Raw genomic sequence first — 22,234 nt, forward strand, 5'->3', positions numbered from 1 at the left:
CGCGCGGCTAGTTCATCCTCCCCAGGACCTCCCGCACCCGCCGGACATCGCGCAGTCGCTGCTCGTACGTCGCACCGAGTGCGAGCAGCAGCAGCCCGGCGAGGGCGGGCGGCACCCAGCGGGGGAGCGCGTCGGTCACCTGGACCAGATACGGGGCCAGTTCGTGCAGCGTGACCAGGGCGAGCACCGAGCCGCCCAGCACGAGCGGGGCCCGCAGCCGGTGCCGGGCGCCCAGCAGGGTGAGCAGCAGCCCGGCCGCGCCCAGCAGCAGCGGGCGGGTCCACTCGACGTCGGTCCAGGCCGTCGCGAGGCTCGGCAGGAGCGTCACGGTGAGACCGGGGCCGTACGCCGTCCAGGACGAGGCGGCCGGGTCGCGGCGCCTGCGCAGGGCTCCGACGAGCAGCGCGGGGACCGTGACCGGCAGCGTGTACGCCTCCGGGAGCTCCACCTGCCAGGCCGCCAGCCGGACCCAGGCGGCCAGCACGAACAGCGCGACGGCCGCGTAGCCGACGTCCCGGCGGTCGGGACGCGCGGCCGTGCCGGCCGCGATCACCGCGCACAGGGACAGCACCAGGGCCAGCAGCGGCGGGTCGGCCACCGCGAGACCGACGGCGACGAGCCCGGCGACGGACCCCGTGACCTCGACTGCCACCGTCGTCACCGCGTCACCCGAGCGCGCCGCGAGCAGGGCCGCGGCCGCCGGGACGACGAGCACCAGCAGCGCGACGAGTTCGGGCCGCCAGCCGGCGGACGCTCCCGCGGCGCAGGCCAGGGCCGTGGCCCAGCCCAGGGCGGCGGCCGCGGACGCCGCCGTCTGCCGGCCGCGCCACGCGGCCACCGCGAACACCACGGTCAGCGAGGCGAGCACGGCGAGGGCCGCCTGCTCGGCGGCCAGCGACGACAGGCCGACGACGAGGGAGCCGAGCAGGGCGAGCCCGGTGGCCGTCCGCGCGGCCGGCGGCCCCTGGGGCGCGGGCCCCTGGAGCACCGGCGTCAGGAGCGCCGGCACGCTGAGTCCCTGGATCAACAGGCCCACGGCGTAGGGAAGTTCCAGCGCCGCGGGCGTGACCAGCACCGCGGCCCAGGCCAGCGTCAGTGCGGCGGGCAGGGCCCGGGGGCGCCACTTCTCGTCGCGGACCGCCGTGACCGACACCGCGGCGACCGCGAGGAGGACCAGCGGCACCGTGACGGCGTACGGCGGCCAGAAGGCGTCGACCGTCACCGCGGCACGGGCGTCGGCCGGCGCACCGGACCAGAGGTGCCCCAGCCACGCCACGGGCCCCAGCAGTGTGACGCCCACGGCAGGCACCGCCCACAGCACGGCGCCCGCCTGGACGACACCGGAGGCGAGCACGACACCCCGGCGCACCGCCACCGGACCCCGCGCGGCGGCCAGCAGCGCGATCCCGCAGGCCAGCCAGGCCGGCACCACCCAGTCACCGGCCACCGACACCCGCAGGAAGCCGCCCACTCCGGCCACCCCGCACAGGGCGCCGGCCGCCGCCAGACCCGTCGCGAGCCCCGCCCCCGGCGCGAACCGGGCCGCCCCCAGGGCGATCGCCGCCGCCAGGAAGAGGAGCGCCGCCGCACGGGCGGCGTCGGCCGGACCTGCCGCTCCGAGGCAGAACAGGCCGGCCGCCAGGACGCCGACGCCGCCCGCGCCGAACGCGCACACCGCGGCGACGAGGCGGACCGGCCGCTCGGACGCCCGGAGCGCGGCCCCCGCGTCGCACGCCGCCGTCAGCAGCACCGCGGCCGTGACCGTGAGCGGGCCGCCACCGGCCGCGATCGTCCAGAGCGCCAGGGGGAGTTGCGCGACCGCCAGGGCGGCCGGCCGGGGCAGCCGCAGCGAGGCCGCACCCGGCAGCGCGGCGAGCGCCGTGCCGTACGCCGCCCACAGCGCCGCCAGTGCCGTCGAGGCAGCCGCCGCGTACGTCGTCCCGTCCGCCGCGGTGAACACGACCTCGTGCAGCGCGTACGCGTCCAGCACGGTGAGCGCGAGTCCGAGGCCCGCCACCGACTCGGCGGTCGACCGCAGACCCCGTCGCAGCAGCGCCACGGGCGCGCCGAGCACCGCCAGGGTGACCGCGCCCAGCACCAGGGAGCGCCCGGCGATCCCCAGATGCCCCCAGCTGACCAGGGTGAACACCATCGCCGCGACGGTGAGCAGGACGCCGCCGAGCAGCAGGAGCACGTTCTGCACGCCGGGGGCGGTGGCCTCGGGGCGTACGGAAGGGCCGGGCTGCGCGGGGCGGCTCGGCCACGCCGGCGGGGCCGGCTGCTGGAGCATCGTGATCAGCCAGGCGCGGCGGGCCAGCAACTGGGCCCGGCGGGCGTCCAGTTGCCGGAGCTCGCCGTCGAGGAAGCGCAGCTCCTCGGCCGGAGGCGGGAAATACGTCATGTGACGGAGTGTGGTCGGCGTCACGCCCGACGGCATGAGCGCACGTACTCAGAACGTACTCAAATGCCCTCCGCCCCGACCCCGGGCCGTCGCCCCGGCCCCCGGACGGGCACACTCGGCCCATGGACTGGACCCGGTACCGCTTCCGCAGCCTGTGGGCCCTGCCCGCGCCGCCCGCCCGCGTGTACGAGGCGCTGGAGCGGGCCGAGGACTACCCGCGCTGGTGGCGCCAGGTGCGCGAGGTGACCCCGGTCGACGGGACGACCGGCGTGATCCGCGTCCGCTCCTTCCTCCCGTACGACCTGACCTTCACCGCGCGCGAGGTGCGGCGCGACGCCGCGGCCGGGGTCCTGGAGATCGCGATGACGGGCGACCTCGACGGCTGGGCGCGCTGGACGGTCACCGCCGACGGCTCGGGCACCCTCGCCCGTTACGACCAGGTGGTCCGGGTCGACAAGCCGCTGCTGCGGCGGCTGGCCGTCCCCGGGCGGCCGGTGTTCCGTCTCAACCACCGGCTGATGATGCGGGCCGGACGGCGCGGACTGACCGCGTACCTCGAAGCGGTTTGAAGGAAGCCCGCGAAGACCTGTATTGTTCGGTGCGTTCCCGGGCGATTAGCTCAGTGGGAGAGCGCTTCGTTCACACCGAAGAGGTCACTGGTTCGAACCCAGTATCGCCCACCGGGAAAAAGGCCGGTCCGCAGCACGCGGACCGGCTTTTTCGTGCCGTGGCGCCCCGGCCTAGGCCGCCGCCGGCAGCTCCGGGCGCAGCGGCCAGGAGGTGTCCACCGTCTCCGGGGTGCCGCTGCGCGCGAACCACGCCTGGAGCCCCCGCGCCTGCGCCGCGTGCCAGGTCGTCTGGAGCGTGTGCAGCTCGGCGGGGGACAGGCGTTCCAGACGGGCCGCGAACCGCCGGCCCAGAGCCCGGACGACCTCCAGCGCGGCCAGCGCGTCCGCCGCCGCGTCGTGCGCGTCGGCCAGCGTCACGTCGTAGTGCGCGCACAGGTCGGTGAGCGTGCGCCGGCCCTTGCGGTAGCGGTCCAGATGCTTGTCGAGGACCCGTGGGTCCAGCACCCGCAGCGGCGTCGCGTCCAGCCAGTTGCCCAGCGCGGAGGCGCGGTGCCTGCGCAGCTCGCGGTCGAGCAGCGTCAGGTCGAACGGCGCGTTCATCACCACCAGCGGACGCCCCGCGGCGGCCTGTTCGGCGAGCAGCTCGGCTATCTCGAACATCACGGGCGACGGCCAGCGGCCGTTGCGCTGGAGGTGATCGTCCGTCAGCCCGTGCACCTCCGTCGCCCCGGCCGGCACCGGCACGCCCGGGTTCACCAGCCAGCGGCTCACCCTCGGCCGGACTCCCGGCGCGTCCTGGACGACGAGGGCGGCCGACACGATCCGGTCGGTCTCCACGTCGACGCCCGTCGTCTCCGTGTCAAAGGCGGCCAGAGGCCCCTCGTACCAGTACGTCATACCCACACAACCCCTCGTTCACCCACGGCAGCTGACGCCCCGTCTTCTGCCTGTTTGGTGATACCCGGGCTGTTTGCGCCGTACGCCGGAAGGACACAACACGAGTACGGGTCAGCCCAGTTCAGCGGCCCGTCACGGGGACTGGCTTTGCGTGGAAGGCTGTTGGTCATGGCGATAGCGCAGCCCGAGCGGGGCGGGCTGCTGCCCGAACGCGAGGGCCTTCATCGCGGCACGCTCGCCACCACCGCCTGCATGGAGACACTGCAGGTGGGCTACCTGCACGCCGTCGCGGCGGCGGCGGGCTGCTCGCTGTCCCAGCCGTTCCCGGACAACGGCATCGACTGGCACGTCAGCCACAGCGCGCCCGGGCACACCGTCGACGACGAGGTCACCATCAAGGTGCAGCTCAAGGCGACCTACCAGATCCGGCCCGCCCCGCCCGGCCCCTTCTTCTCCTTCACGCTCGACAACGACCACCTGCGCAAACTCGCCCGCACCCCGGTGTCGGTGCACAAGATCCTCGTCGTGATGCTCGTCCCGCGGTCCCAGGAGCAGTGGCTGCTCGCCGGCCACGACTGCCTCGCACTGCGGCACTGCTGCTACTGGGTCAATCTCGCCGGCCACCCGATCACCGGCCGGACCCGGACCACCGTGCGGATACCGACCACACGCATCTTCGACGACCGGGCGCTGTGCGAGATCATGACGCGGGCCGGGACGGGAGGCAGACCATGACCCACCGCCCCCTCGACGAACCACTGCGGGCCGTGCGGCCGCACCCGGAGGCCCACTGGAACCGGCCCCCCGAGCCCGGCGAGGTCGACCCGGCCGTCCTCGGCGCCCTGCTGCGCCGGCACGGCTGGCAGCGGCGTGGCGGCGCCGCCGGACGCTACGGCCGCTGGACCCCGCCCGGACCGGGCGGCGGCGGGACGAGCCTGCTCGTGCCGGAGAGCCGGGCCTTCCCCGACAGCGACGACCTGCTCGGCGAGGCGCTGCTCGCGCTGGCCCGCAGCGGCACCCCCTCCGCGCGCGAGGTGCTCGTCGGGCTCGCCGTCCCCAGCGACGAGATCCGCTGGTGGCGGGACACGCCCGCCGGGCCGGCCGGGACCGCCTCCTGGCCGGTCGAGGAACAGCTGCGCGCCGCCGCCCGGCAGATGCTGCTGGCCGGCGCGCTCGCCACGCGCGCGCGTGCCGGGTACTACGGCGCCCGGCACCGGCGCGCCGCCTTCGCGATGCTGGAGAGCGTCCTGGTCGGCTCCGCGGCCGGTGGACGCCGTCTGACCGCCTTCGTGCCGGTGACGGGCGCCCGCCCGCTCGCCGTCCGCCTCCACCAGGCCCTGTACGCGGTCCGGGAGGCCGTCGACTACCAGCGGGCCACCGGCGGCATGGAGGCCTTCGACGGCGCCGTGGAGGCAGGCGCGAGCCGTGAGCTGACCGAGGCGCTGATCACCCTCGTCCGGGGCACCGAGGGCGCCCGGATCGCCGTCGAGTGGGCGCCCGCCGCCGGGATCCCCGAGGCGTGCGCCGCGGCGGGCGAACCGGTCGAGTTCTCGCCCGGGGACCTGTCCGTGCTGCGCGAGGCGGGCGCCCGCTATCTCCGGGCGGAGCCCTCCGAGCCCGTGCGGATCACCGGCACGGTCGTCCGGATGCGCAGGCCGGGACCGCGCGGCGCGGGCAGCGTGAGGCTGCGGGTGCTGGCCGGCGCCGACATCCCGCACGTCCGGCTCACCCTCGACGAGGAGGACTACCGCGTCGCCGGGCAGGCCCACCTGGTCGGGCTGCCGGTACGGGTGCAGGGCCGGCTGGAGAGCAGGGGCGGGTTCCGCAGGATCTCCGGCGCCTGCGGGGTCGTACCCGTGCAGGTCGACGAGGCCGAGCGGGACCGGATGATGAAGTCGGCGCAGGGGAACACGGGGGGCTCGGACTACTTCGAGGAGGCCGGTGAGGGGGAGCGGATCGGGGACTGATTTCGCGGTCGGCGGGTGCGGGTCGGTACGATCGCCTCTTGCGCGCGCCCAGCGTATGGCGCCGCACCCACCTTCAGTCAGGAGATACCGGTGTCAGACGTCCGTGTGATCATCCAACGCGATTCCGAGCGGGAAGAGCGCACGGTGACGACGGGCACCACGGCCGCCGACCTCTTCGCCGGCGAGCGCTCGATCATCGCCGCGCGCGTGGCCGGCGAGCTCAGGGACCTGTCGTACGTGCTCGTCGAGGGCGAGGAGGTCGAGCCCGTCGAGATCTCCTCCGCCGACGGCCTGAACATCCTGCGCCACTCCACCGCGCACGTCATGGCCCAGGCCGTGCAGGAGCTCTTCCCCGAGGCCAAGCTGGGCATCGGCCCGCCGGTCAAGGACGGCTTCTACTACGACTTCGACGTCGAGAAGCCGTTCACGCCCGAGGATCTCAAGGCCATCGAGAAGAAGATGCAGGAGATCCAGAAGCGGGGCCAGAGGTTCGCCCGCCGCGTGGTCACCGACGAGGCCGCCCGCGAGGAGCTCGCCGACGAGCCGTACAAGCTCGAGCTCATCGGCATCAAGGGCTCGGCCTCCACCGACGACGGCGCGGACGTCGAGGTCGGCGCCGGCGAGCTGACGATCTACGACAACCTGGACGCCAAGACCGGTGACCTGTGCTGGAAGGACCTCTGCCGCGGTCCTCACCTGCCCACCACCCGCAACATCCCGGCGTTCAAGCTGATGCGCAACGCGGCCGCCTACTGGCGCGGCAGCGAGAAGAACCCCATGCTCCAGCGCATCTACGGCACCGCCTGGCCCTCCAAGGAGGAGCTGAAGGCCCACCTCGACTTCCTCGCCGAGGCCGAGAAGCGCGACCACCGCAAGCTGGGCAGCGAGCTGGACCTTTTCTCCATCCCGGAGCAGATCGGGTCCGGCCTCGCCGTCTTCCACCCCAAGGGCGGCATCATCCGCCGGGTCATGGAGGACTACTCGCGCCGCCGCCACGAGGAGGAGGGCTACGAGTTCGTCTACACCCCGCACGCGACGAAGGGGAAGCTCTTCGAGACCTCGGGCCACCTGGACTGGTACGCCGACGGCATGTACCCGCCCATGCAGCTCGACGAGGGCGTGGACTACTACCTCAAGCCCATGAACTGCCCGATGCACAACCTGATCTTCGACGCGCGCGGCCGTTCCTACCGTGAGCTGCCGCTGCGCCTCTTCGAGTTCGGGACCGTGTACCGGTACGAGAAGTCGGGCGTCGTGCACGGCCTGACCCGCGCACGCGGCTTCACCCAGGACGACGCGCACATCTACTGCACCCGCGAGCAGATGGCGGAGGAGCTCGACAAGACGCTCACCTTCGTGCTCGGCCTGCTGCGCGACTACGGCCTGGAGGACTTCTACCTGGAGTTGTCCACCAAGGACCCGGAGAAGTTCGTCGGCTCCGACGACGCCTGGGAGGAGGCCACGGAGACCCTTCGCCAGGTCGCCGAGAAGCAGGGCCTCCCGCTCGTGCCCGACCCGGGCGGCGCCGCCTTCTACGGCCCGAAGATCTCCGTGCAGACCAAGGACGCCATCGGCCGCACCTGGCAGATGTCGACCATCCAGCTCGACTTCAACCTGCCGGAGCGCTTCGACCTCGAGTACACCGGCCCCGACGGCGCGAAGCAGCGTCCGGTGATGATCCACCGTGCCCTGTTCGGCTCGATCGAGCGGTTCTTCGCGGTGCTCCTGGAGCACTACGCGGGCGCCTTCCCGGCGTGGCTGGCCCCCGTCCAGGCGATCGGCATCCCGATCGGCGACGGACACGTGGAGTACCTGGAGAAGTTCGCCGCCGCCGCGAAGAAGCGGGGCCTGCGGGTCGAGGTGGACTCCTCCTCCGACCGGATGCAGAAGAAGATCCGCAACGCCCAGAAGCAGAAGGTGCCCTTCATGGTCATCGCGGGCGACGAGGACATGTCCGGCGGCTCGGTCTCCTTCCGCTACCGCGACGGTTCGCAGGAGAACGGCATCCCGTTCGACGAGGCCATCGCGAAGATCGCGAAGGTCGTCGAGGAGCGGACGCAGGTCTGACCCTGTCGTGTCCGGGCCCCCGGGGAGTTCACTTCTCCGGGGGCCTCACGTCGTCCCCGGCCCGTGCGAACCGCTGCATCAGATACGACGAGAACGAACCGGTCACCGCGCCCAGCAGCGCGAGGCCGCAGCCCATCAGCACCACCGCGACCAGCCGCCCCATCGGCGTCACCGGGACGACGTCGCCGTAGCCCACGGTCGCCAGCGTGGAGACCGCCCACCACAACGCGTCGCCGAACGTGCGGATCGACGCGTCCGGGGCGGTGTGCTCGTAGTGGTACACGGCCAGGGCGGCGGACACACCGAGCAGGGTGGACGCCAGGCCCGCGTACAGCATGACCCGTGCCTGGAGGGCCAGCCGGGGCGCCTCCTGGCGGCGGTCCTGCATGGCGTCGTAGACCCGCACGATGCGCACCGGCCGCAGCAGGGGCAGCACGACGACCAGCGAGTCCAGCCAGTGCCGGTGGACGAAGCCGGGGCCCTCGCCGCTCAGCCGCCAGCGCACCACGTAGTCCACGACGAACATCGCCCAGGAGCCGTAGAGAACCGCCAGGCTCAGGTCGTACACCGGGCCGGGCAGTCCCGCTCCCAGGATCCGCACGCCGTACGAGACGAGAAAGAGCAGTGAGGCCACCGCGAGCGGGGTCCCCGCGCGCCGCTCCCAGCGTGCCGTCCGGTTGTCGTCGTCCACCGGCCAAGCTTGGCCGAGGCCCCCTCTCCCGCTGCCCCGCCGACACGCCGCGAACGGGCGAAGCAATATGCTGCCTTGCATGACGAGTGAGCCGGAGCAGCAGATCGGAGTGGGCACGCAGGACGCGTTCCAGCGGCTGTGGACCCCCCACCGGATGGCCTACATCCAGGGTGAGAACAAGCCGACCGGCCCGGGCGCCGACGACGGCTGTCCCTTCTGCTCGATCCCGGCCAAGTCCGACGAGGACGGGCTGGTCGTCCGACGGGGTGAGCACGTGTACGCGGTGCTGAACCTGTACCCCTACAACGGGGGTCACCTGATGACCGTCCCCTACCGGCACGTCGCCGACTACACCGACCTCACGGCGCAGGAGACCGTCGAGCTCGCCGAGCTGACGAAGCAGGCGATGACCGCCCTGCGCCTGGCGTCCGGCGCGCAAGGCTTCAACATCGGCATGAACCAGGGGACCGTCGCGGGCGCCGGCATCGCCGCCCACCTGCACCAGCACATCGTGCCCCGCTGGGGCGGGGACACGAACTTCATGCCGGTGGTGGGCCACACGCGCGTGCTCCCGCAGCTCCTGGCGGACACGAGGAAAATGCTCGCCGAGGCCTGGCCGACCCCGGCCTAGATCCGGGCCCGCGCCGTCCCGACGGCCAGGGGGACGGCTTGGCCCGGCCGCGATTCCGTACCCGGCCCGCAAGCCCGGACCCGGCAGGGGTTCTCTGCCCGGCCCGCCGGTCCCGGCCTGCACGGGGGTCCACGGCCCGGCCCGCCGGTCCCGGCATGGCTGCGGGTCTCTGCCCGGCCTGCTGATTGCGGCCCGCCCGGCGTTCTAGGACGAGGCCGTTCAGCGGCCGAGAGCAGGGGTCCGGGGGTGCGGGGCGCAGCCCCGGGGGACCGGCGCCCCGGGCGCCCGCACGATTCCGGCCCCCCGCCGGAGGCCTACGCGTCGTAGCTGTCGGCCTTGCGCGGGGACACGTCCTGCACCGCGCCGCTCAGCGCCGACGAGCGCGAGCTGAACTTGTCGATGTCGACGTCGTGCTCCTTGAGCACCTTGATCGCGGCCGTGTGCACCACGCGCAGCACCGGCGTGGCCGCGCGCAGCGCGTCGTCGGCCATGAAGCGGTGCCGCCACGGCTGGTCGGCCCAGGCGTGCCGCAGACCGAAGGGCTCGGGCAGGCCGATGGAACCGCCGAGCCACTTCAGCAGCGGCGGATACCAGCTGATCGTCGCCCGCGCGGCCAGCCGCACCACCTCGTCGGGGGTGACCAGCGGAAGCTTGACCGTCCGCGTCTCCCAGAACCGGACGCTCTTGGCGACCTCCTTGGTGGGAGCCTCGGACTTCGTGGTGAACAGGCCGTTCACGGGGCCCAGGGCATGCCCGGTGACCTCGATGCGCAGCGTCTCGTGCAGCACCGTCACCGTGATCAGCATGGTGATGATCAACTGGCCGTCCCAGAGAGGCCACTGGACGCCCAGGTAGTGCCGGTCGCCGCCGCCGAACTGCTGGTTGTTGCAGATGTCCTCTATCGCCCGCGGCTTGACCTGGTACGCCTCGACGTCGGTGCCCTCCGGCCGGGCGACCGCCTTGGCGTTCTCGCCGACCGGGGTGACGATCCAGTGCCGGACCGAGGGCGGCGGGAAGCCGCCGGTCTTCAGGCTCTGTCGGGGCAGCAGCTTCAGCTGGTCGTGGATGGCCCGCACGACCGTCCAGCTGCGGAACTCGTGGACCCCCTTCACGGGGTCGAGCGGGGTCAGCTCCTCGGCGAGATGCCAGGCGCCCCAGCGCGTGCCCATGCCGAGTATGCCCTTGGGGCCGGCGTAGAAGACCGAGTTGGACTGCTGCTCGGCGCTGAGCCGGGCCAGGGACTGACGCAGCTGCTCGGCCGCCGTCTGGTTCGGGCTGGTCGGCACGGCCTCGGGGACCTTGGCGCCGACGCTGCTGCCGGACAGCAGGCTGTCCCAGCGCTCCCGCAGGTCCGTCGCGGTGCCCTCGCAGATCCGCTTGGCCAGGAACCAGCCGGCCACGGGCGCCACGACGCACCCGCGCGCGTACCAGCCCACGATGCCGCCGAACGGCATCTTGACCAGGAAGAGCACGGCCAGCGCGCCCACGGCGACGAGCAGCCCGGTGCCGATGCCGGAGACCCGTTTGTTGTCCAGCTTCCCCATCGTCGCCCGCAGTTGGAAGACGAGCAGCCACACCAGCAGCCCCGGCAGGAAGAGCACGCCGCAGAGCAGCATCACGCCGGTCAGCTTCTGGTCGCGCTCGCGGCGGATGCGGTTGGCCGCGAGGCAGTGCTCGACGACGGCCTGCGGCTCACTGCCGAAGGACTGGATGAGCGGCTTGCGGCCGACCCCCAGCATGCGGTCGATCACCGCCTGGGAGAACGCCTCGCCGAGGTTGGGCCGGAAGATCTTGGCCCAGCTGCGCCCGGGATTGACCGCGGTCTGGTGCCATTCGTTGTCGGCCTTCTTGATGTCCTCGACCGGGTTGTCCCGGTAGGCCGCAGAGGCCAGCGCGAAGGTCGGTGTCTGCCCCCCGTCGCCCGTCTGCGGCACCTGTGGTCCGAAGATGTCCGCGTAACCGCTGTCAACGGTCATTCCCGCCCCCGATCGCCGCCGCTCCCGCTTCTGCGGCTTTCCCGACTTCCGTACTTCGCACACCTGTTGATCAGGTCATCAGCGTATCCGCAGGCGGCGGCGTCCGTCGGCGGACGGCCGAAGCCGCCCGCCGGATCGGAGGGAAACCTTCCACTACGGTGCCCCACCGGCCACTTGGGAGCCGGCGGGCATCAACCGTCAGTCGCTCCGCGCCTGTTGGCGGACCTTCTCGGCGACCTGGGCCGGCATCGGCTCGTGCCGGGCGTACGTCCGCCGGAAGCGCGCCGTGCCGTGCGAGAGGGAACGCAGGTCGACCGCGTACCGGCCGATCTCGATCTCGGGCACCTCGGCCCGGACGAGGGTGCGTCCGCCGCCGGTCTGCTCGGTGCCCAGCACCCGCCCGCGGCGCCCCGACAGATCGCTCATCACGGCGCCCACGTACGCGTCGCCGACCAGCACGGTCACCTCGGCCACCGGCTCCAGCAGATGGATCCGCGCCTCGGCCGCCGCCTCGCGCAGCGCCAGCGCGCCGGCCGTCTGGAACGCGGCGTCGGAGGAGTCCACCGAGTGCGCCTTGCCGTCGAGCAGGGTGACCCGGATGTCGACCAGTGGATGCCCGGCCTCCACCCCCTTGGCCGCCTGGGCCCGCACGCCCTTCTCGACGGACGGGATGAACTGCCGGGGCACCGCGCCGCCGACGACCTTGTCCACGAACTCGATGCCCGCGCCGCCCGGCAGCGGTTCCACCTCGATCTCGCAGATGGCGTACTGGCCGTGGCCGCCCGACTGCTTGACGTGCCGCCCGCGCCCGCCGGCCGTCGCCGCGAACGTCTCCCGCAGGGGCACCTTGTGCGGGACGACGTCCACCTGGACCCCGTAGCGGGAGCGCAGCCGTTCCAGCGCCACGTCCGAGTGGGCCTCGCCCAGACACCACAGGACCACCTGGTGGGTCTGCTGGTTCTGTTCCAGCCGCATCGTCGGGTCCTCGGCGACCAGTCGGGCGAGGCCCTGCGAGAGCTTGTCCTCGTCCGCCTTGCTGTGCGCCTGGATGGCGAGGGGCAGCAGCGGGTCGGGCATCTGCCAGGGCTCCATCAGGAGCGGGTCGCCCTTGGCGGAGAGCGTGTCGCCGGTCTCCGCGCGGCCGAGTTTCGCCACGCACGCCAGGTCGCCCGCGATGCAGTGCGTCAGGTTCCGCTGCTGTTTGCCGAACGGCGCGGACAGCGCGCCGATGCGTTCGTCGACGTCGTGGTCCTCGTGGCCGCGGTCGGCGAGACCGTGCCCCGAGACGTGCACGGTCTCGTCGGGGCGAAGGGTGCCGGAGAAGACCCGGACCAGCGAGACCCGGCCCACATAGGGGTCGGACGAGGTCTTCACGACCTCCGCGACCAGGGGCCCGTCCGGATCGCAGGCGGTCAGCTCGCGCGGCTCGCCGTCGATCGTCGTGACCCGGGGCGCCGGTCGCTCCAGGGGCGTCGGGAAGCCCCTGGTGACCAGTTCCAGCAGTTCGACCGTGCCGAGGCCCTGCCGGGCGCCCTCGGCGGCCGGGGCGGCCGCGAGAACGGGGAAGAACGTGCCGCGCGCGACGGCCCGCTCCAGATCCTCGATCAGCGTCTTGACGTCGATCTGCTCGCCGCCGAGATAGCGGTCCATGAGGGTCTCGTCCTCGCTCTCGGCGATGATCCCCTCGATCAGCCGGTTGCGGGCCGTCTCGATGGCCGGCAGCTGGTCCTCGCCCGGCTCGGACTCCTTGCGCTCGCCGGTGGAGTAGTCGAACAGTTTCCGGGACAGCAGCCCGGTCAGCCCGGTCACCGGCGCGTGCCCGTCGGGCCCCTCGGGCCCGTGCAGCGGCAGGTACAGCGGGAGGACCGCGTCCGGGTCGTCGCCGCCGAAGGCCTCCGCGCAGATCCGCGTCATCTCCTCGAAGTCCGCGCGGGCGGCCTCCAGGTGCGTGACGACGATCGCGCGGGGCATGCCGACCGCCGCGCACTCCTCCCACACCATCCGGGTCGAGCCGTCCACGCCGTCCGACGCCGAGACCACGAAGAGGGCCGCGTCCGCGGCGCGCAGACCGGCCCTGAGTTCTCCGACGAAGTCGGCGTATCCGGGGGTGTCGAGGATGTTGACCTTGATGCCGTCCCAATCGACCGGCACCAGGGAGAGCTGTACCGAGCGCTGCTGCCGGTGCTCGATCTCGTCGTAGTCGGAGACGGTGCCGCCGTCCTCCACGCGGCCCGCCCGGTTCACCGCTCCCGCCGTCAGCGCGAGAGCCTCCACCAATGTCGTCTTGCCCGATCCGCAGTGGCCGACCAGCACCACATTCCGTACGGACGCGGGGTGGTCGGCCGCTGTAGCCCTGCCGGCGGCTCCGGGATGTGCATTCGCCTTGTCGCCCATTTCCTTGCCTCCCGAACACGGTGAGGTCACTGGGGGCGCGGGCACGGCGGCCCCGCGTGCGATGGCGGCTCCGGCGACGCCCGCGGTCCTTCGAGCTTTCCACTCCCGTCACGGCTCGTCCATACGGGGGACGGGACCCGGCCGAGACCCGGACGGGGTCGCGCCATGACACGGGGGTCCGGGTGCCCGACCGTCGCACACACGCGCGCGTGGCTACGATGGGCCAGCCGGCGGCCAGCAGGGGCCGCGCGGCGACACCGACCCTCGGGAAGGCCATGCTGAACAAGTACGCGCGTGCATTCTTCACGCGTGTCCTCACACCGTTCGCCGCGTTTCTCATCCGCCGGGGTGTGAGCCCCGACACGGTCACGCTTCTCGGCACCGCCGGCGTGATCGCGGGCGCGCTGGTCTTCTACCCCAGGGGCGAGTTCTTCTGGGGCACGATCGTGATCACGCTCTTCGTCTTCTCCGACCTGGTCGACGGCAACATGGCCCGCCAGCTCGGCCGGACCAGCCGCTGGGGCGCGTTCCTGGACTCCACGCTCGACCGGGTGGCCGACGGCGCGATCTTCGGCGGCTTCGCGCTCTGGTACGCGGGCAACGGCGACGACAACGTCCTGTGCGCCGTCTCGATCTTCTGCCTGGCCAGCGGCCAGGTGGTGTCGTACACCAAGGCCCGGGGCGAGTCGATCGGCCTGCCGGTCGCCGTCAACGGGCTCGTGGAGCGCGCCGAGCGCCTGGTGATCTCCCTGGTCGCGGCCGGTCTGGCGGGTCTGCACGCGTTCGGTGTGCCCGGCATCCAGGTGCTGCTGCCGATCGCGCTGTGGATCGTCGCCGTGGGCAGCCTCGTCACCCTGATCCAGCGGGTCGTCACGGTCCGCCGCGAGTCGGCCGAGGCGGAGGCCGCCGCGACCCGGGAGAGCGGGCAGACCCCGGAGAGCGGACCGACCCCCGAGACGCCGCAGACCCCGCAGTCCCCCCGGACCCCGCAGTCACCAGGACACGAGGCGCAGGGGAGCGAGGCCGCGAAGTGAGCGTCCAGGAGCGTCTGGCCGACGCGCTGTACGGCCTCGGCTGGAGCACCGTCAAGAAGCTCCCCGAGCCGGTCGCCGTACGCCTCGGCCGCACCGTCGCCGACCTCGCGTGGAAGCGGCGCGGCAAGGGTGTGCTGCGGCTCGAGAGCAACTACGCGCGCGTGGTGCCCGACGCCGGCCCCGAGCGCCTGGCCGAGCTCTCGCGCGCGGGAATGCGCTCGTACCTGCGGTACTGGATGGAGTCCTTCCGGCTGCCGGCCTGGAGCGCCGAGCGCATCACCGACGGCTTCACCGCCAAGGACCTGCACCATCTGACCGACGGCATCGCCTCCGGCCGGGGCGTCATCCTGGCCCTGCCGCACATGGCCAACTGGGACCTGGCCGGCGCCTGGGTCACCACCGCGCTCCGCACGCCCTTCACCACCGTCGCCGAGCGACTCAAGCCGGAGACGCTGTACGACCGGTTCGTCGCCTACCGGGAGGGCCTCGGCATGGAGGTGCTGCCGCACAGCGGCGGCAGCGCCTTCGGCACCCTGGCGCGGCGCCTGCGCGACGGCGGGCTGGTCTGCCTGGTCGCCGAGCGCGACCTGTCCGCCTCCGGGGTCGAGGTGACCTTCTTCGGGGACACCGCCACGATGCCCGCAGGACCCGCCCTGCTCGCCCAGCAGACCGGCGCGCTGCTGCTCCCCGTCACGCTCTGGTACGACGACTCGCCCGTCATGCGGGGCCAGGTGCATCCCCCGGTCGAGGTACCCGAGTCAGGTACGCGGGCCGAGAAGACGTCTGTCATGACACAGTCGCTGGCAGACGCCTTCGCCACCGGCATCGCCGACCACCCGGAGGACTGGCACATGTTGCAGCGGTTGTGGCTCGCGGATCTCGAACCGCGCCCGTCGGACGGGGAGCCCGCGTGAGAATCGGCATCGTCTGCCCCTACTCCTGGGATGTGCCGGGCGGCGTCCAGTTCCACATCCGCGACCTCGCCGAGTACTTCATCCGGCTCGGCCACGAGGTCTCCGTCCTGGCCCCGGCCGACGACGACACCCCGCTGCCGCCGTACGTCGTCTCGGCCGGCCGCGCGGTCCCGGTGCCGTACAACGGCTCGGTGGCGCGCCTCAACTTCGGCTTCCTGTCCGCCGCCCGGGTACGGCGCTGGCTGCACGACGGGTCGTTCGACGTCGTCCACATCCACGAGCCGACCTCGCCGTCGCTCGGCCTGCTGACCTGCTGGGCGGCCTCGGGCCCGATCGTGGCCACCTTCCACACGTCCAACCCGCGTTCACGCGCCATGATCGCCGCGTACTCCATCCTCCAGGCCGCCCTGGAGAAGATCAGCGCGCGGATCGCGGTGAGCGAGTACGCCCGGCGCACGCTGGTGGAGCACCTCGGCGGGGACGCGGTCGTCATCCCCAACGGCGTCGACGTCGACTTCTTCGCCCGGGCCGAGCCCAACCCCGAGTGGCAGGGCGGCACGATCGGTTTCATCGGCCGCATCGACGAGCCGCGCAAGGGCCTGCCCGTGCTGATGCGGGCCCTGCCGAGGATCTTCGCCGAGCGCCCGGAGGCCCGGCTGCTCATCGCCGGCCGCGGCGACGAGAAGGAGGCGGTGGAGAACCTGCCGAAGGAGCTGCACGCGCGCGTGGAGTTCCTCGGCATGATCAGCGACGAGGACAAGGCGCGTTTCCTGCGCAGCGTCGACCTGTACATCGCGCCCAACACCGGCGGGGAGAGCTTCGGCATCATCCTCGTCGAGGCCATGTCGGCCGGGGCCCCGGTGCTCGCCTCCGACCTGGACGCCTTCGCCCAGGTCCTCGACCAGGGCGCGGCCGGCGAGCTGTTCGCCAACGAGGACGCCGAGGCCCTGGCCGAGGCGGCGGTGCGGCTCCTGCGCGACCCGGAGCGGCTGGCCGGGCTGCGGGAGCGGGGCAGCGCGCACGTGCGGCGCTTCGACTGGTCGACCGTCGGCGCGGACATCCTGTCGGTGTACGAGACGGTGACGGCCGGCGCGGCCGCCGTGGCGGCCGACGACGACCGGGGATCGGCGGGCCTGCGGGGCCGGCTCGGGCTGGCGCGCGACTGACCCCGCCCCGCCGCCGTGAGGGTCACCGGTAGCCTTGCCGCCCGTGACCGCAACCCTGATCTGGACCCTGGTCGTCCTCGTGGCGATCGGCCTGTACCTGAGCTGGACGGCGGGGCGGCTGGACCGGCTGCACTCCCGTATCGACGCCGCCCGCGCCGCGCTGGACGCCCAGCTGCTGCGCAGGGCGTCCGTGGCGCAGGAACTGGCCACCTCCAAGGTGCTCGACCCGGCCGCCTCGATCGTCCTGTACGAGGCCGCGCACGCGGCGCGTCAGGCCGAGGAGGAGCAGCGCGAGGTCGCCGAGAGCGAGCTCAGCCAGGCCCTGCGGGCCGTCTTCGCGGACGCGCGGCAACTGGACGTCGTGCGCGAGGCGCCCGGGGGAGACGCGGCGGCCCGTGAGCTCACCGAGGCCGTCCGCCGGGTCCCCATGGCCCGCCGCTTCCACAACGACGCGGTGGGCGCGGTCCGCAGACTGCGCCAGCACCGCAAGGTCCGCTGGTTCCGGCTGGCCGGCCACGCCCCGTTCCCGATGGCGTTCGAGATGGACGACGAACCGCCGCCCGCCCTCGCGGACCGCGCGGCCTGAGCCGGTGGACGGCGGGGTGCGCCCGCCGAAAAGGGCCGTCGGCGGGCCCCGTGCGGCCTTCATGATCGACCAAAAGGATCCACGGGCTTGTCATTGGCCCTTGCTGTGGACTGGTCCACTCGCGTTTCCTCAGTGCTGCCCAACCCCCTTTTCCTACGAGTGAGGTCACTCCGTGTCCAGCACGATCTCCGAGAACCAGACCCCCGAGACCGGCACCGCGCGCGTGAAGCGCGGCATGGCCGAGCAGCTCAAGGGCGGCGTGATCATGGACGTGGTCAACGCCGAACAGGCGAAGATCGCCGAGGACGCCGGCGCGGTGGCCGTCATGGCACTGGAGCGGGTCCCGGCCGACATCCGCAAGGACGGCGGCGTGGCCCGGATGTCGGACCCCAACATGATCGAGGAGATCATCGAGGCGGTCTCCATCCCGGTGATGGCGAAGTCCCGTATCGGCCACTTCGTCGAGGCCCAGGTCCTCCAGTCGCTCGGCGTCGACTACATCGACGAGTCCGAGGTCCTCACTCCGGCCGACGAGGTCAACCACTCCGACAAGTGGGCGTTCACCACCCCCTTCGTCTGTGGCGCCACCAACCTGGGCGAGGCCCTGCGCCGTATCGCCGAGGGCGCCGCGATGATCCGCTCCAAGGGTGAGGCCGGCACCGGCAACGTCGTCGAGGCCGTCCGTCACCTGCGCCAGATCAAGAACGAGATCGCCCGGCTGCGCGGCTTCGACAACAACGAGCTGTACGCCGCCGCCAAGGACCTGCGCGCCCCGTACGAGCTGGTCAAGGAGGTCGCCGAGCTCGGGAAGCTCCCGGTCGTGCTGTTCTCCGCCGGCGGCGTGGCCACCCCGGCCGACGCCGCGCTGATGCGCCAGCTCGGCGCCGAGGGCGTCTTCGTCGGCTCCGGCATCTTCAAGTCCGGCGACCCGGCCAAGCGCGCCGCCGCCATCGTGAAGGCGACCACCTTCTACGACGACCCGAAGATCATCGCGGACGCCTCCCGCAACCTGGGCGAGGCCATGGTCGGCATCAACTGCGACACGCTGCCCGAGGCCGAGCGCTACGCCAACCGCGGCTGGTAACCACTGCCATGAGCCACGAAGCCCCTGTCATAGGCGTCCTGGCACTCCAGGGCGACGTCCGGGAGCATCTCATCGCCCTGGCCGCGGCCGACGCCGTGGCCAGGCCGGTGCGGCGCCCCGAGGAACTCGCCGAGGTCGACGGTCTCGTCATCCCCGGCGGCGAGTCGACCACCATCTCCAAGCTGGCCGTCCTCTTCGGCCTGATGGAACCCCTTCGCGCGCGGGTGCGGGCCGGTCTGCCCGTCTACGGAACCTGCGCGGGCATGATCCTGCTCGCCGACAAGATCCTCGACCCGCGCTCGGGCCAGGAGACCGTCGGCGGCATCGACATGATCGTGCGCCGCAACGCGTTCGGGCGGCAGAACGAGTCCTTCGAGGCCGCCCTCGACGTGGACGGCATCGCGGGCGAGCCGGTGGAGGGCGTGTTCATCCGCGCCCCCTGGGTCGAGTCCGTCGGAGCCGAGGCCGAGGTGCTCGCCGAGCACGAGGGCCACATCGTCGCCGTCCGCCAGGGCAACGCGCTCGCCACCTCGTTCCACCCGGAACTGACCGGCGACCACCGTGTGCACGCCCTGTTCGTCGACATGGTGCGCGCGAACCGGGTGGCGGGCTCCTTGTAGGATCTGGGGGTCCCCAGATCCCCGAGGTCTGCGGGAGTTCGGATCAGGTGGGTTACGCGAAGGAGACAGGCAGATGTCCGGCCACTCTAAATGGGCTACGACGAAGCACAAGAAGGCCGTGATCGACGCCAAGCGCGGCAAACTCTTCGCGAAGCTGATCAAGAACATCGAGGTGGCGGCCCGGATGGGCGGCGTCGACATCGAGGGCAACCCGACCCTCTACGACGCCATCCAGAAGGCCAAGAAGCAGTCGGTCCCGAACAAGAACATCGACTCCGCGGTCAAGCGCGGCGGCGGCCTCGAGGCCGGCGGCGCGGACTACGAGACGATCATGTACGAGGGCTACGGCCCGAACGGCGTCGCGGTCCTCATCGAGTGCCTCACCGACAACCGCAACCGCGCCGCCTCCGACGTCCGCGTCGCCATGACCCGCAACGGCGGTTCCATGGCCGACCCGGGCTCGGTGTCGTACCTGTTCAACCGCAAGGGCGTCGTCATCGTCCCCAAGGGCGAGCTGGCCGAGGACGACGTGCTCGGCGCGGTCCTCGACGCGGGCGCCGAGGAGGTCAACGACCTCGGTGAGTCCTTCGAGGTCCTCTCCGAGGCCACCGACCTGGTCGCGGTCCGCACCGCCCTCCAGGACGCGGGCATCGACTACGACTCCGCCGAGGCCAACTTCGTCCCGACCATGCAGGTCGAGCTGGACGAGGAGGGCGCGCGCAAGATCTTCCGGCTGATCGACGCGCTCGAGGACAGCGACGACGTGCAGAACGTCTTCGCCAACTTCGACGTCAGCGACGAGGTCATGGAGAAGGTCGACGCGTAGCTCCGCCGCGGGCTGAGCGCATCCGTCGGGCCGGTGGGACACGTCCTACCGGCCCGACGTCGTTGTCGGTGGCAGCGGATAGCCTGGCGGACGTCAGAGATCACCGTCCACGGACCGCAGCGGCGGTTCAGCCGCGAAGAGGGGAAGACGCGTGCGGGTATTGGGGGTGGACCCCGGACTGACGCGATGCGGTGTCGGTGTCGTCGAGGGCGTCGCGGGCCGGCCGCTCACCATGGTCGGCGTGGGGGTCGTACGAACGCCCGCGGACGCCGAGTTGGGGCTGCGCCTCGTCGGCATCGAGCAGGGTATAGAGCGCTGGCTCGACGAGTACCGACCCGAATACGTCGCCGTGGAGCGGGTGTTCAGCCAGCACAACGTCCGCACCGTCATGGGCACCGCCCAGGCCAGCGCCGTCGCCATGCTGTGCGCCGCCCGCCGCGGCATCCCCGTCGCGCTGCACACCCCGAGCGAGGTCAAGGCCGCCGTCACCGGCAGCGGCCGCGCCGACAAGGCCCAGATCGGCGCGATGGTCACCCGCCTGCTGCGGCTGGACGCGCCCCCCAAGCCCGCCGACGCCGCCGACGCCCTCGCGCTCGCCATCTGCCACATCTGGCGCGGCCCCGCGCAGAACCGACTCCAGCGGGCCGTCGCCCTGCACACGGCCGCAGCACAGACACCGAAAGGCCGTACGGCATGATCGCCTTCGTCAGCGGCACCGTCGCCGCCCTCGCTCCGGACACCGCCGTCCTCGAGGTGGGTGGCGTGGGCATGGCCATCCAGTGCTCGCCGAACACGCTGTCCACGCTCCGGCTCGGCCGGCCGGCCAAGCTCGCCACCTCCCTCGTCGTACGGGAGGACTCGCTCACCCTGTACGGCTTCGTGGACGACGACGAGCGCCAGGTCTTCGAGCTGCTCCAGACGGCGAGCGGGGTGGGCCCCCGGCTGGCCCAGGCGATGCTGGCCGTGCACGCCCCGGACGCCCTGCGCCGCGCGGTGGCCACCGGCGACGAGAAGGCCCTGGTCGCCGTGCCGGGCATCGGCAAGAAGGGCGCCCAGAAGCTGCTGCTGGAACTGAAGGACCGCCTGGGCGAGCCGCTCGGCGCCCCCGTGGTCGGCGCACCGGTCACCAGCGGCTGGCGCGACCAGCTGCACGCCGCCCTGATCGGCCTCGGCTACGCGACCCGCGAGGCCGACGAAGCGGTCGCCGCCGTGACCCCGCAGGCCGAGGCCGCGGACGGCGCCCCCCAGGTGGGCCACCTCCTGAAGGCCGCCCTTCAGACCTTGAACCGCGCCCGCTAGGAGACGTCAGTGAACTGGGACGACACGACCGAAGAGACCGCCCCGGAGCGGTTGGTCGGCTCGGTCGCCGACCGTGAGGACCAGGCCGTCGAGGCCGCGCTGCGCCCCAAGGACCTGGGCGAGTTCATCGGCCAGGAGAAGGTCCGCGAACAGCTCGACCTCGTCCTGCGCGCCGCCCGCGCGCGGGGCGCCACCGCCGACCATGTGCTGCTCTCCGGTGCCCCGGGCCTCGGCAAGACCACCCTCTCGATGATCATCGCCGCCGAGATGGGCGCCCCGATCCGCATCACCAGCGGCCCCGCCATCCAGCACGCGGGCGACCTCGCGGCGATCCTCTCCTCCCTCCAGGAGGGCGAGGTCCTCTTCCTCGACGAGATCCACCGCATGTCGCGGCCCGCCGAGGAGATGCTCTACATGGCGATGGAGGACTTCCGCGTCGACGTCATCGTCGGCAAGGGCCCCGGCGCCACCGCCATCCCGCTGGAGCTGCCCCCGTTCACCCTGGTCGGCGCCACCACGCGCGCGGGCCTGCTGCCGCCCCCGCTGCGCGACCGCTTCGGTTTCACGGCGCACATGGAGTTCTACGAGCCCGCCGAACTCCAGCGGGTCATCCACCGCTCCGCGGACCTGCTCGACGTGGAGATCGACACCGACGGCGCCGCCGAGATCGCCGGCCGCTCCCGCGGCACCCCCCGGATCGCCAACCGCCTGCTGCGCCGCGTACGCGACTACGCGCAGGTCAAGGCGGACGGCAGGATCACCCGCGCGATCGCGGAGGCCGCGCTGAAGGTCTACGAGGTGGACGGCCGCGGCCTGGACCGTCTCGACCGCGGGGTCCTGGAGGCGCTGCTGAAACTGTTCGGCGGCGGCCCGGTCGGTCTGTCCACGCTCGCCGTGGCGGTGGGGGAGGAGCGTGAGACCGTGGAGGAGGTCGCCGAGCCCTTCCTGGTGAGGGAGGGACTGCTCGCCCGTACTCCGCGAGGCCGGGTGGCGACCCCGGCCGCGTGGGCGCACCTCGGTCTCACCCCGGATCGGGGAAATGGACAACAGGACCTCTTCGGGGCGTGACGCGCAGGGCCGCGGCGGAGGTGTTGGCCGGGTCAGGAACCCAG

20 protein-coding genes and 1 tRNA gene are annotated in these 22,234 nt (G+C 72.6%); 16 read left to right on the forward strand and 5 right to left on the reverse strand.

What is annotated here, in order from left to right; genetic code table 11:
- Window positions 1–7: 7 nt before the first annotated feature.
- Window positions 8–2,437 (reverse strand): SCO7613 C-terminal domain-containing membrane protein, encoded by a 2,430-nt coding sequence (locus J2X68_RS20020; protein WP_310433900.1) that lies wholly within the window; start codon window positions 2,435–2,437, stop codon window positions 8–10.
- An 86-nt stretch (window positions 2,438–2,523) separates the two neighbouring features.
- On the opposite strand from J2X68_RS20020, the gene J2X68_RS20025 reads away from it, so the two are divergent.
- Together J2X68_RS20025 and J2X68_RS20030 are read left to right on the forward strand one after the other, a co-directional pair.
- Window positions 2,524–2,970, forward strand: coding sequence for an SRPBCC family protein (locus tag J2X68_RS20025; RefSeq protein ID WP_310433901.1), 447 nt, complete (start codon window positions 2,524–2,526; stop codon window positions 2,968–2,970).
- 39 nt (window positions 2,971–3,009) lie between these two features.
- Window positions 3,010–3,081 (forward strand) — tRNA-Val (locus J2X68_RS20030).
- Window positions 3,082–3,141: 60 nt separating this feature from the next.
- Here J2X68_RS20030 and J2X68_RS20035 read toward each other — a convergent pair.
- Window positions 3,142–3,867, reverse strand: coding sequence for a 3'-5' exonuclease (locus J2X68_RS20035; RefSeq protein ID WP_310433902.1), 726 nt, complete (start codon window positions 3,865–3,867; stop codon window positions 3,142–3,144).
- Between the two features lie 168 nt (window positions 3,868–4,035).
- Between J2X68_RS20035 and J2X68_RS20040 the strand changes: the two genes are divergently transcribed.
- From J2X68_RS20040 to thrS, 3 genes are all read left to right on the forward strand, one after another.
- Window positions 4,036–4,602: a DUF4365 domain-containing protein gene (locus J2X68_RS20040; RefSeq protein ID WP_310433903.1), complete on the forward strand. Its 567-nt coding sequence runs from the start codon at window positions 4,036–4,038 to the stop codon at window positions 4,600–4,602.
- The gene (locus J2X68_RS20045; protein WP_310433904.1) at window positions 4,599–5,834 is read left to right on the forward strand and encodes a hypothetical protein; all 1,236 of its coding nucleotides are present in this window, start codon (window positions 4,599–4,601) and stop codon (window positions 5,832–5,834) included. The genes J2X68_RS20040 and J2X68_RS20045 overlap by 4 nt, the downstream gene beginning before the upstream one ends.
- A gap of 90 nt (window positions 5,835–5,924) precedes the next feature.
- On the forward strand, window positions 5,925–7,901 hold the full coding sequence (thrS, locus tag J2X68_RS20050; RefSeq protein WP_310433905.1) for a threonine--tRNA ligase: 1,977 nt from the start codon (window positions 5,925–5,927) through the stop codon (window positions 7,899–7,901).
- A 28-nt stretch (window positions 7,902–7,929) separates the two neighbouring features.
- Here thrS and J2X68_RS20055 read toward each other — a convergent pair whose 3' ends face one another.
- Window positions 7,930–8,592: an ion channel gene (locus J2X68_RS20055; protein ID WP_310433906.1), complete on the reverse strand. Its 663-nt coding sequence runs from the start codon at window positions 8,590–8,592 to the stop codon at window positions 7,930–7,932.
- A 67-nt stretch (window positions 8,593–8,659) separates the two neighbouring features.
- On the opposite strand from J2X68_RS20055, the gene J2X68_RS20060 reads away from it, so the two are divergent.
- On the forward strand, window positions 8,660–9,223 hold the full coding sequence (locus tag J2X68_RS20060) for an HIT domain-containing protein (RefSeq protein WP_310433907.1): 564 nt from the start codon (window positions 8,660–8,662) through the stop codon (window positions 9,221–9,223).
- 314 nt (window positions 9,224–9,537) lie between these two features.
- On the opposite strand, the gene J2X68_RS20065 is transcribed toward J2X68_RS20060, so the two are convergent.
- Window positions 9,538–11,199: a hypothetical protein gene (locus J2X68_RS20065; protein WP_310433908.1), complete on the reverse strand. Its 1,662-nt coding sequence runs from the start codon at window positions 11,197–11,199 to the stop codon at window positions 9,538–9,540.
- A 198-nt stretch (window positions 11,200–11,397) separates the two neighbouring features.
- A complete protein-coding gene (locus J2X68_RS20070; RefSeq protein ID WP_310433909.1) occupies window positions 11,398–13,593 on the reverse strand; it encodes an elongation factor G-like protein EF-G2 in 2,196 nt (731 codons plus the stop codon).
- 218 nt (window positions 13,594–13,811) lie between these two features.
- Here J2X68_RS20070 and pgsA point away from each other — a divergent pair, with 218 nt between their 5' ends.
- The 10 genes from pgsA (at window position 13,812) to ruvB (ending at window position 22,190) form a co-directional block, all read left to right on the forward strand.
- Window positions 13,812–14,627 carry a phosphatidylinositol phosphate synthase gene (gene pgsA, locus J2X68_RS20075; RefSeq protein ID WP_310434025.1) on the forward strand — a complete coding sequence of 272 codons (816 nt, stop codon included), beginning with the start codon at window positions 13,812–13,814 and terminating at the stop codon, window positions 14,625–14,627.
- Window positions 14,624–15,541 carry a phosphatidylinositol mannoside acyltransferase gene (locus J2X68_RS20080; RefSeq protein WP_310433910.1) on the forward strand — a complete coding sequence of 306 codons (918 nt, stop codon included), beginning with the start codon at window positions 14,624–14,626 and terminating at the stop codon, window positions 15,539–15,541. The genes pgsA and J2X68_RS20080 overlap by 4 nt, the downstream gene beginning before the upstream one ends.
- Entirely contained in the window at window positions 15,538–16,707 is a 1,170-nt protein-coding gene (locus J2X68_RS20085) for a glycosyltransferase family 4 protein (RefSeq protein ID WP_310433911.1), read from the forward strand. The genes J2X68_RS20080 and J2X68_RS20085 overlap by 4 nt, the downstream gene beginning before the upstream one ends.
- A 34-nt stretch (window positions 16,708–16,741) precedes the next feature.
- Window positions 16,742–17,293, forward strand: coding sequence for a hypothetical protein (locus tag J2X68_RS20090; RefSeq protein WP_310433912.1), 552 nt, complete (start codon window positions 16,742–16,744; stop codon window positions 17,291–17,293).
- A 172-nt stretch (window positions 17,294–17,465) separates the two neighbouring features.
- The gene (pdxS, locus tag J2X68_RS20095; protein ID WP_171396135.1) at window positions 17,466–18,377 is read left to right on the forward strand and encodes a pyridoxal 5'-phosphate synthase lyase subunit PdxS; all 912 of its coding nucleotides are present in this window, start codon (window positions 17,466–17,468) and stop codon (window positions 18,375–18,377) included.
- 8 nt (window positions 18,378–18,385) lie between these two features.
- Window positions 18,386–18,997 carry a pyridoxal 5'-phosphate synthase glutaminase subunit PdxT gene (pdxT, locus tag J2X68_RS20100; RefSeq protein ID WP_310433913.1) on the forward strand — a complete coding sequence of 204 codons (612 nt, stop codon included), beginning with the start codon at window positions 18,386–18,388 and terminating at the stop codon, window positions 18,995–18,997.
- Window positions 18,998–19,070: 73 nt separating this feature from the next.
- On the forward strand, window positions 19,071–19,823 hold the full coding sequence (locus J2X68_RS20105; protein WP_310433914.1) for a YebC/PmpR family DNA-binding transcriptional regulator: 753 nt from the start codon (window positions 19,071–19,073) through the stop codon (window positions 19,821–19,823).
- Window positions 19,824–19,974: 151 nt separating this feature from the next.
- Entirely contained in the window at window positions 19,975–20,520 is a 546-nt protein-coding gene (ruvC, locus tag J2X68_RS20110) for a crossover junction endodeoxyribonuclease RuvC (protein ID WP_310433915.1), read from the forward strand.
- A complete protein-coding gene (gene ruvA, locus J2X68_RS20115; RefSeq protein ID WP_310433916.1) occupies window positions 20,517–21,122 on the forward strand; it encodes a Holliday junction branch migration protein RuvA in 606 nt (201 codons plus the stop codon). Before ruvC ends, ruvA begins: the two co-directional genes overlap by 4 nt.
- A gap of 9 nt (window positions 21,123–21,131) precedes the next feature.
- A complete protein-coding gene (gene ruvB / locus J2X68_RS20120) occupies window positions 21,132–22,190 on the forward strand; it encodes a Holliday junction branch migration DNA helicase RuvB (protein WP_310433917.1) in 1,059 nt (352 codons plus the stop codon).
- Window positions 22,191–22,234: the final 44 nt, after the last annotated feature.

This window comes from Streptomyces sp. 3330 (genome assembly GCF_031456635.1).
In the GTDB taxonomy this organism is placed as follows: domain Bacteria; phylum Actinomycetota; class Actinomycetes; order Streptomycetales; family Streptomycetaceae; genus Streptomyces.

Coding starts and splice junctions, on each gene's coding strand:
- J2X68_RS20020 (WP_310433900.1), bottom strand. CDS start 2,437: ATGCCGTCGGGCGTGACGCCGACCACACTCCGTCACATGACGTATTTC.
- J2X68_RS20025 (WP_310433901.1), top strand. CDS start 2,524: ATGGACTGGACCCGGTACCGCTTCCGCAGCCTGTGGGCCCTGCCCGCG.
- J2X68_RS20035 (WP_310433902.1), bottom strand. CDS start 3,867: ATGACGTACTGGTACGAGGGGCCTCTGGCCGCCTTTGACACGGAGACG.
- J2X68_RS20040 (WP_310433903.1), top strand. CDS start 4,036: ATGGCGATAGCGCAGCCCGAGCGGGGCGGGCTGCTGCCCGAACGCGAG.
- J2X68_RS20045 (WP_310433904.1), top strand. CDS start 4,599: ATGACCCACCGCCCCCTCGACGAACCACTGCGGGCCGTGCGGCCGCAC.
- J2X68_RS20060 (WP_310433907.1), top strand. CDS start 8,660: ATGCTGCCTTGCATGACGAGTGAGCCGGAGCAGCAGATCGGAGTGGGC.
- J2X68_RS20065 (WP_310433908.1), bottom strand. CDS start 11,199: ATGACCGTTGACAGCGGTTACGCGGACATCTTCGGACCACAGGTGCCG.
- J2X68_RS20070 (WP_310433909.1), bottom strand. CDS start 13,593: ATGGGCGACAAGGCGAATGCACATCCCGGAGCCGCCGGCAGGGCTACA.
- pgsA (WP_310434025.1), top strand. CDS start 13,812: ATGGGCCAGCCGGCGGCCAGCAGGGGCCGCGCGGCGACACCGACCCTC.
- pdxT (WP_310433913.1), top strand. CDS start 18,386: ATGAGCCACGAAGCCCCTGTCATAGGCGTCCTGGCACTCCAGGGCGAC.
- J2X68_RS20105 (WP_310433914.1), top strand. CDS start 19,071: ATGTCCGGCCACTCTAAATGGGCTACGACGAAGCACAAGAAGGCCGTG.
- ruvA (WP_310433916.1), top strand. CDS start 20,517: ATGATCGCCTTCGTCAGCGGCACCGTCGCCGCCCTCGCTCCGGACACC.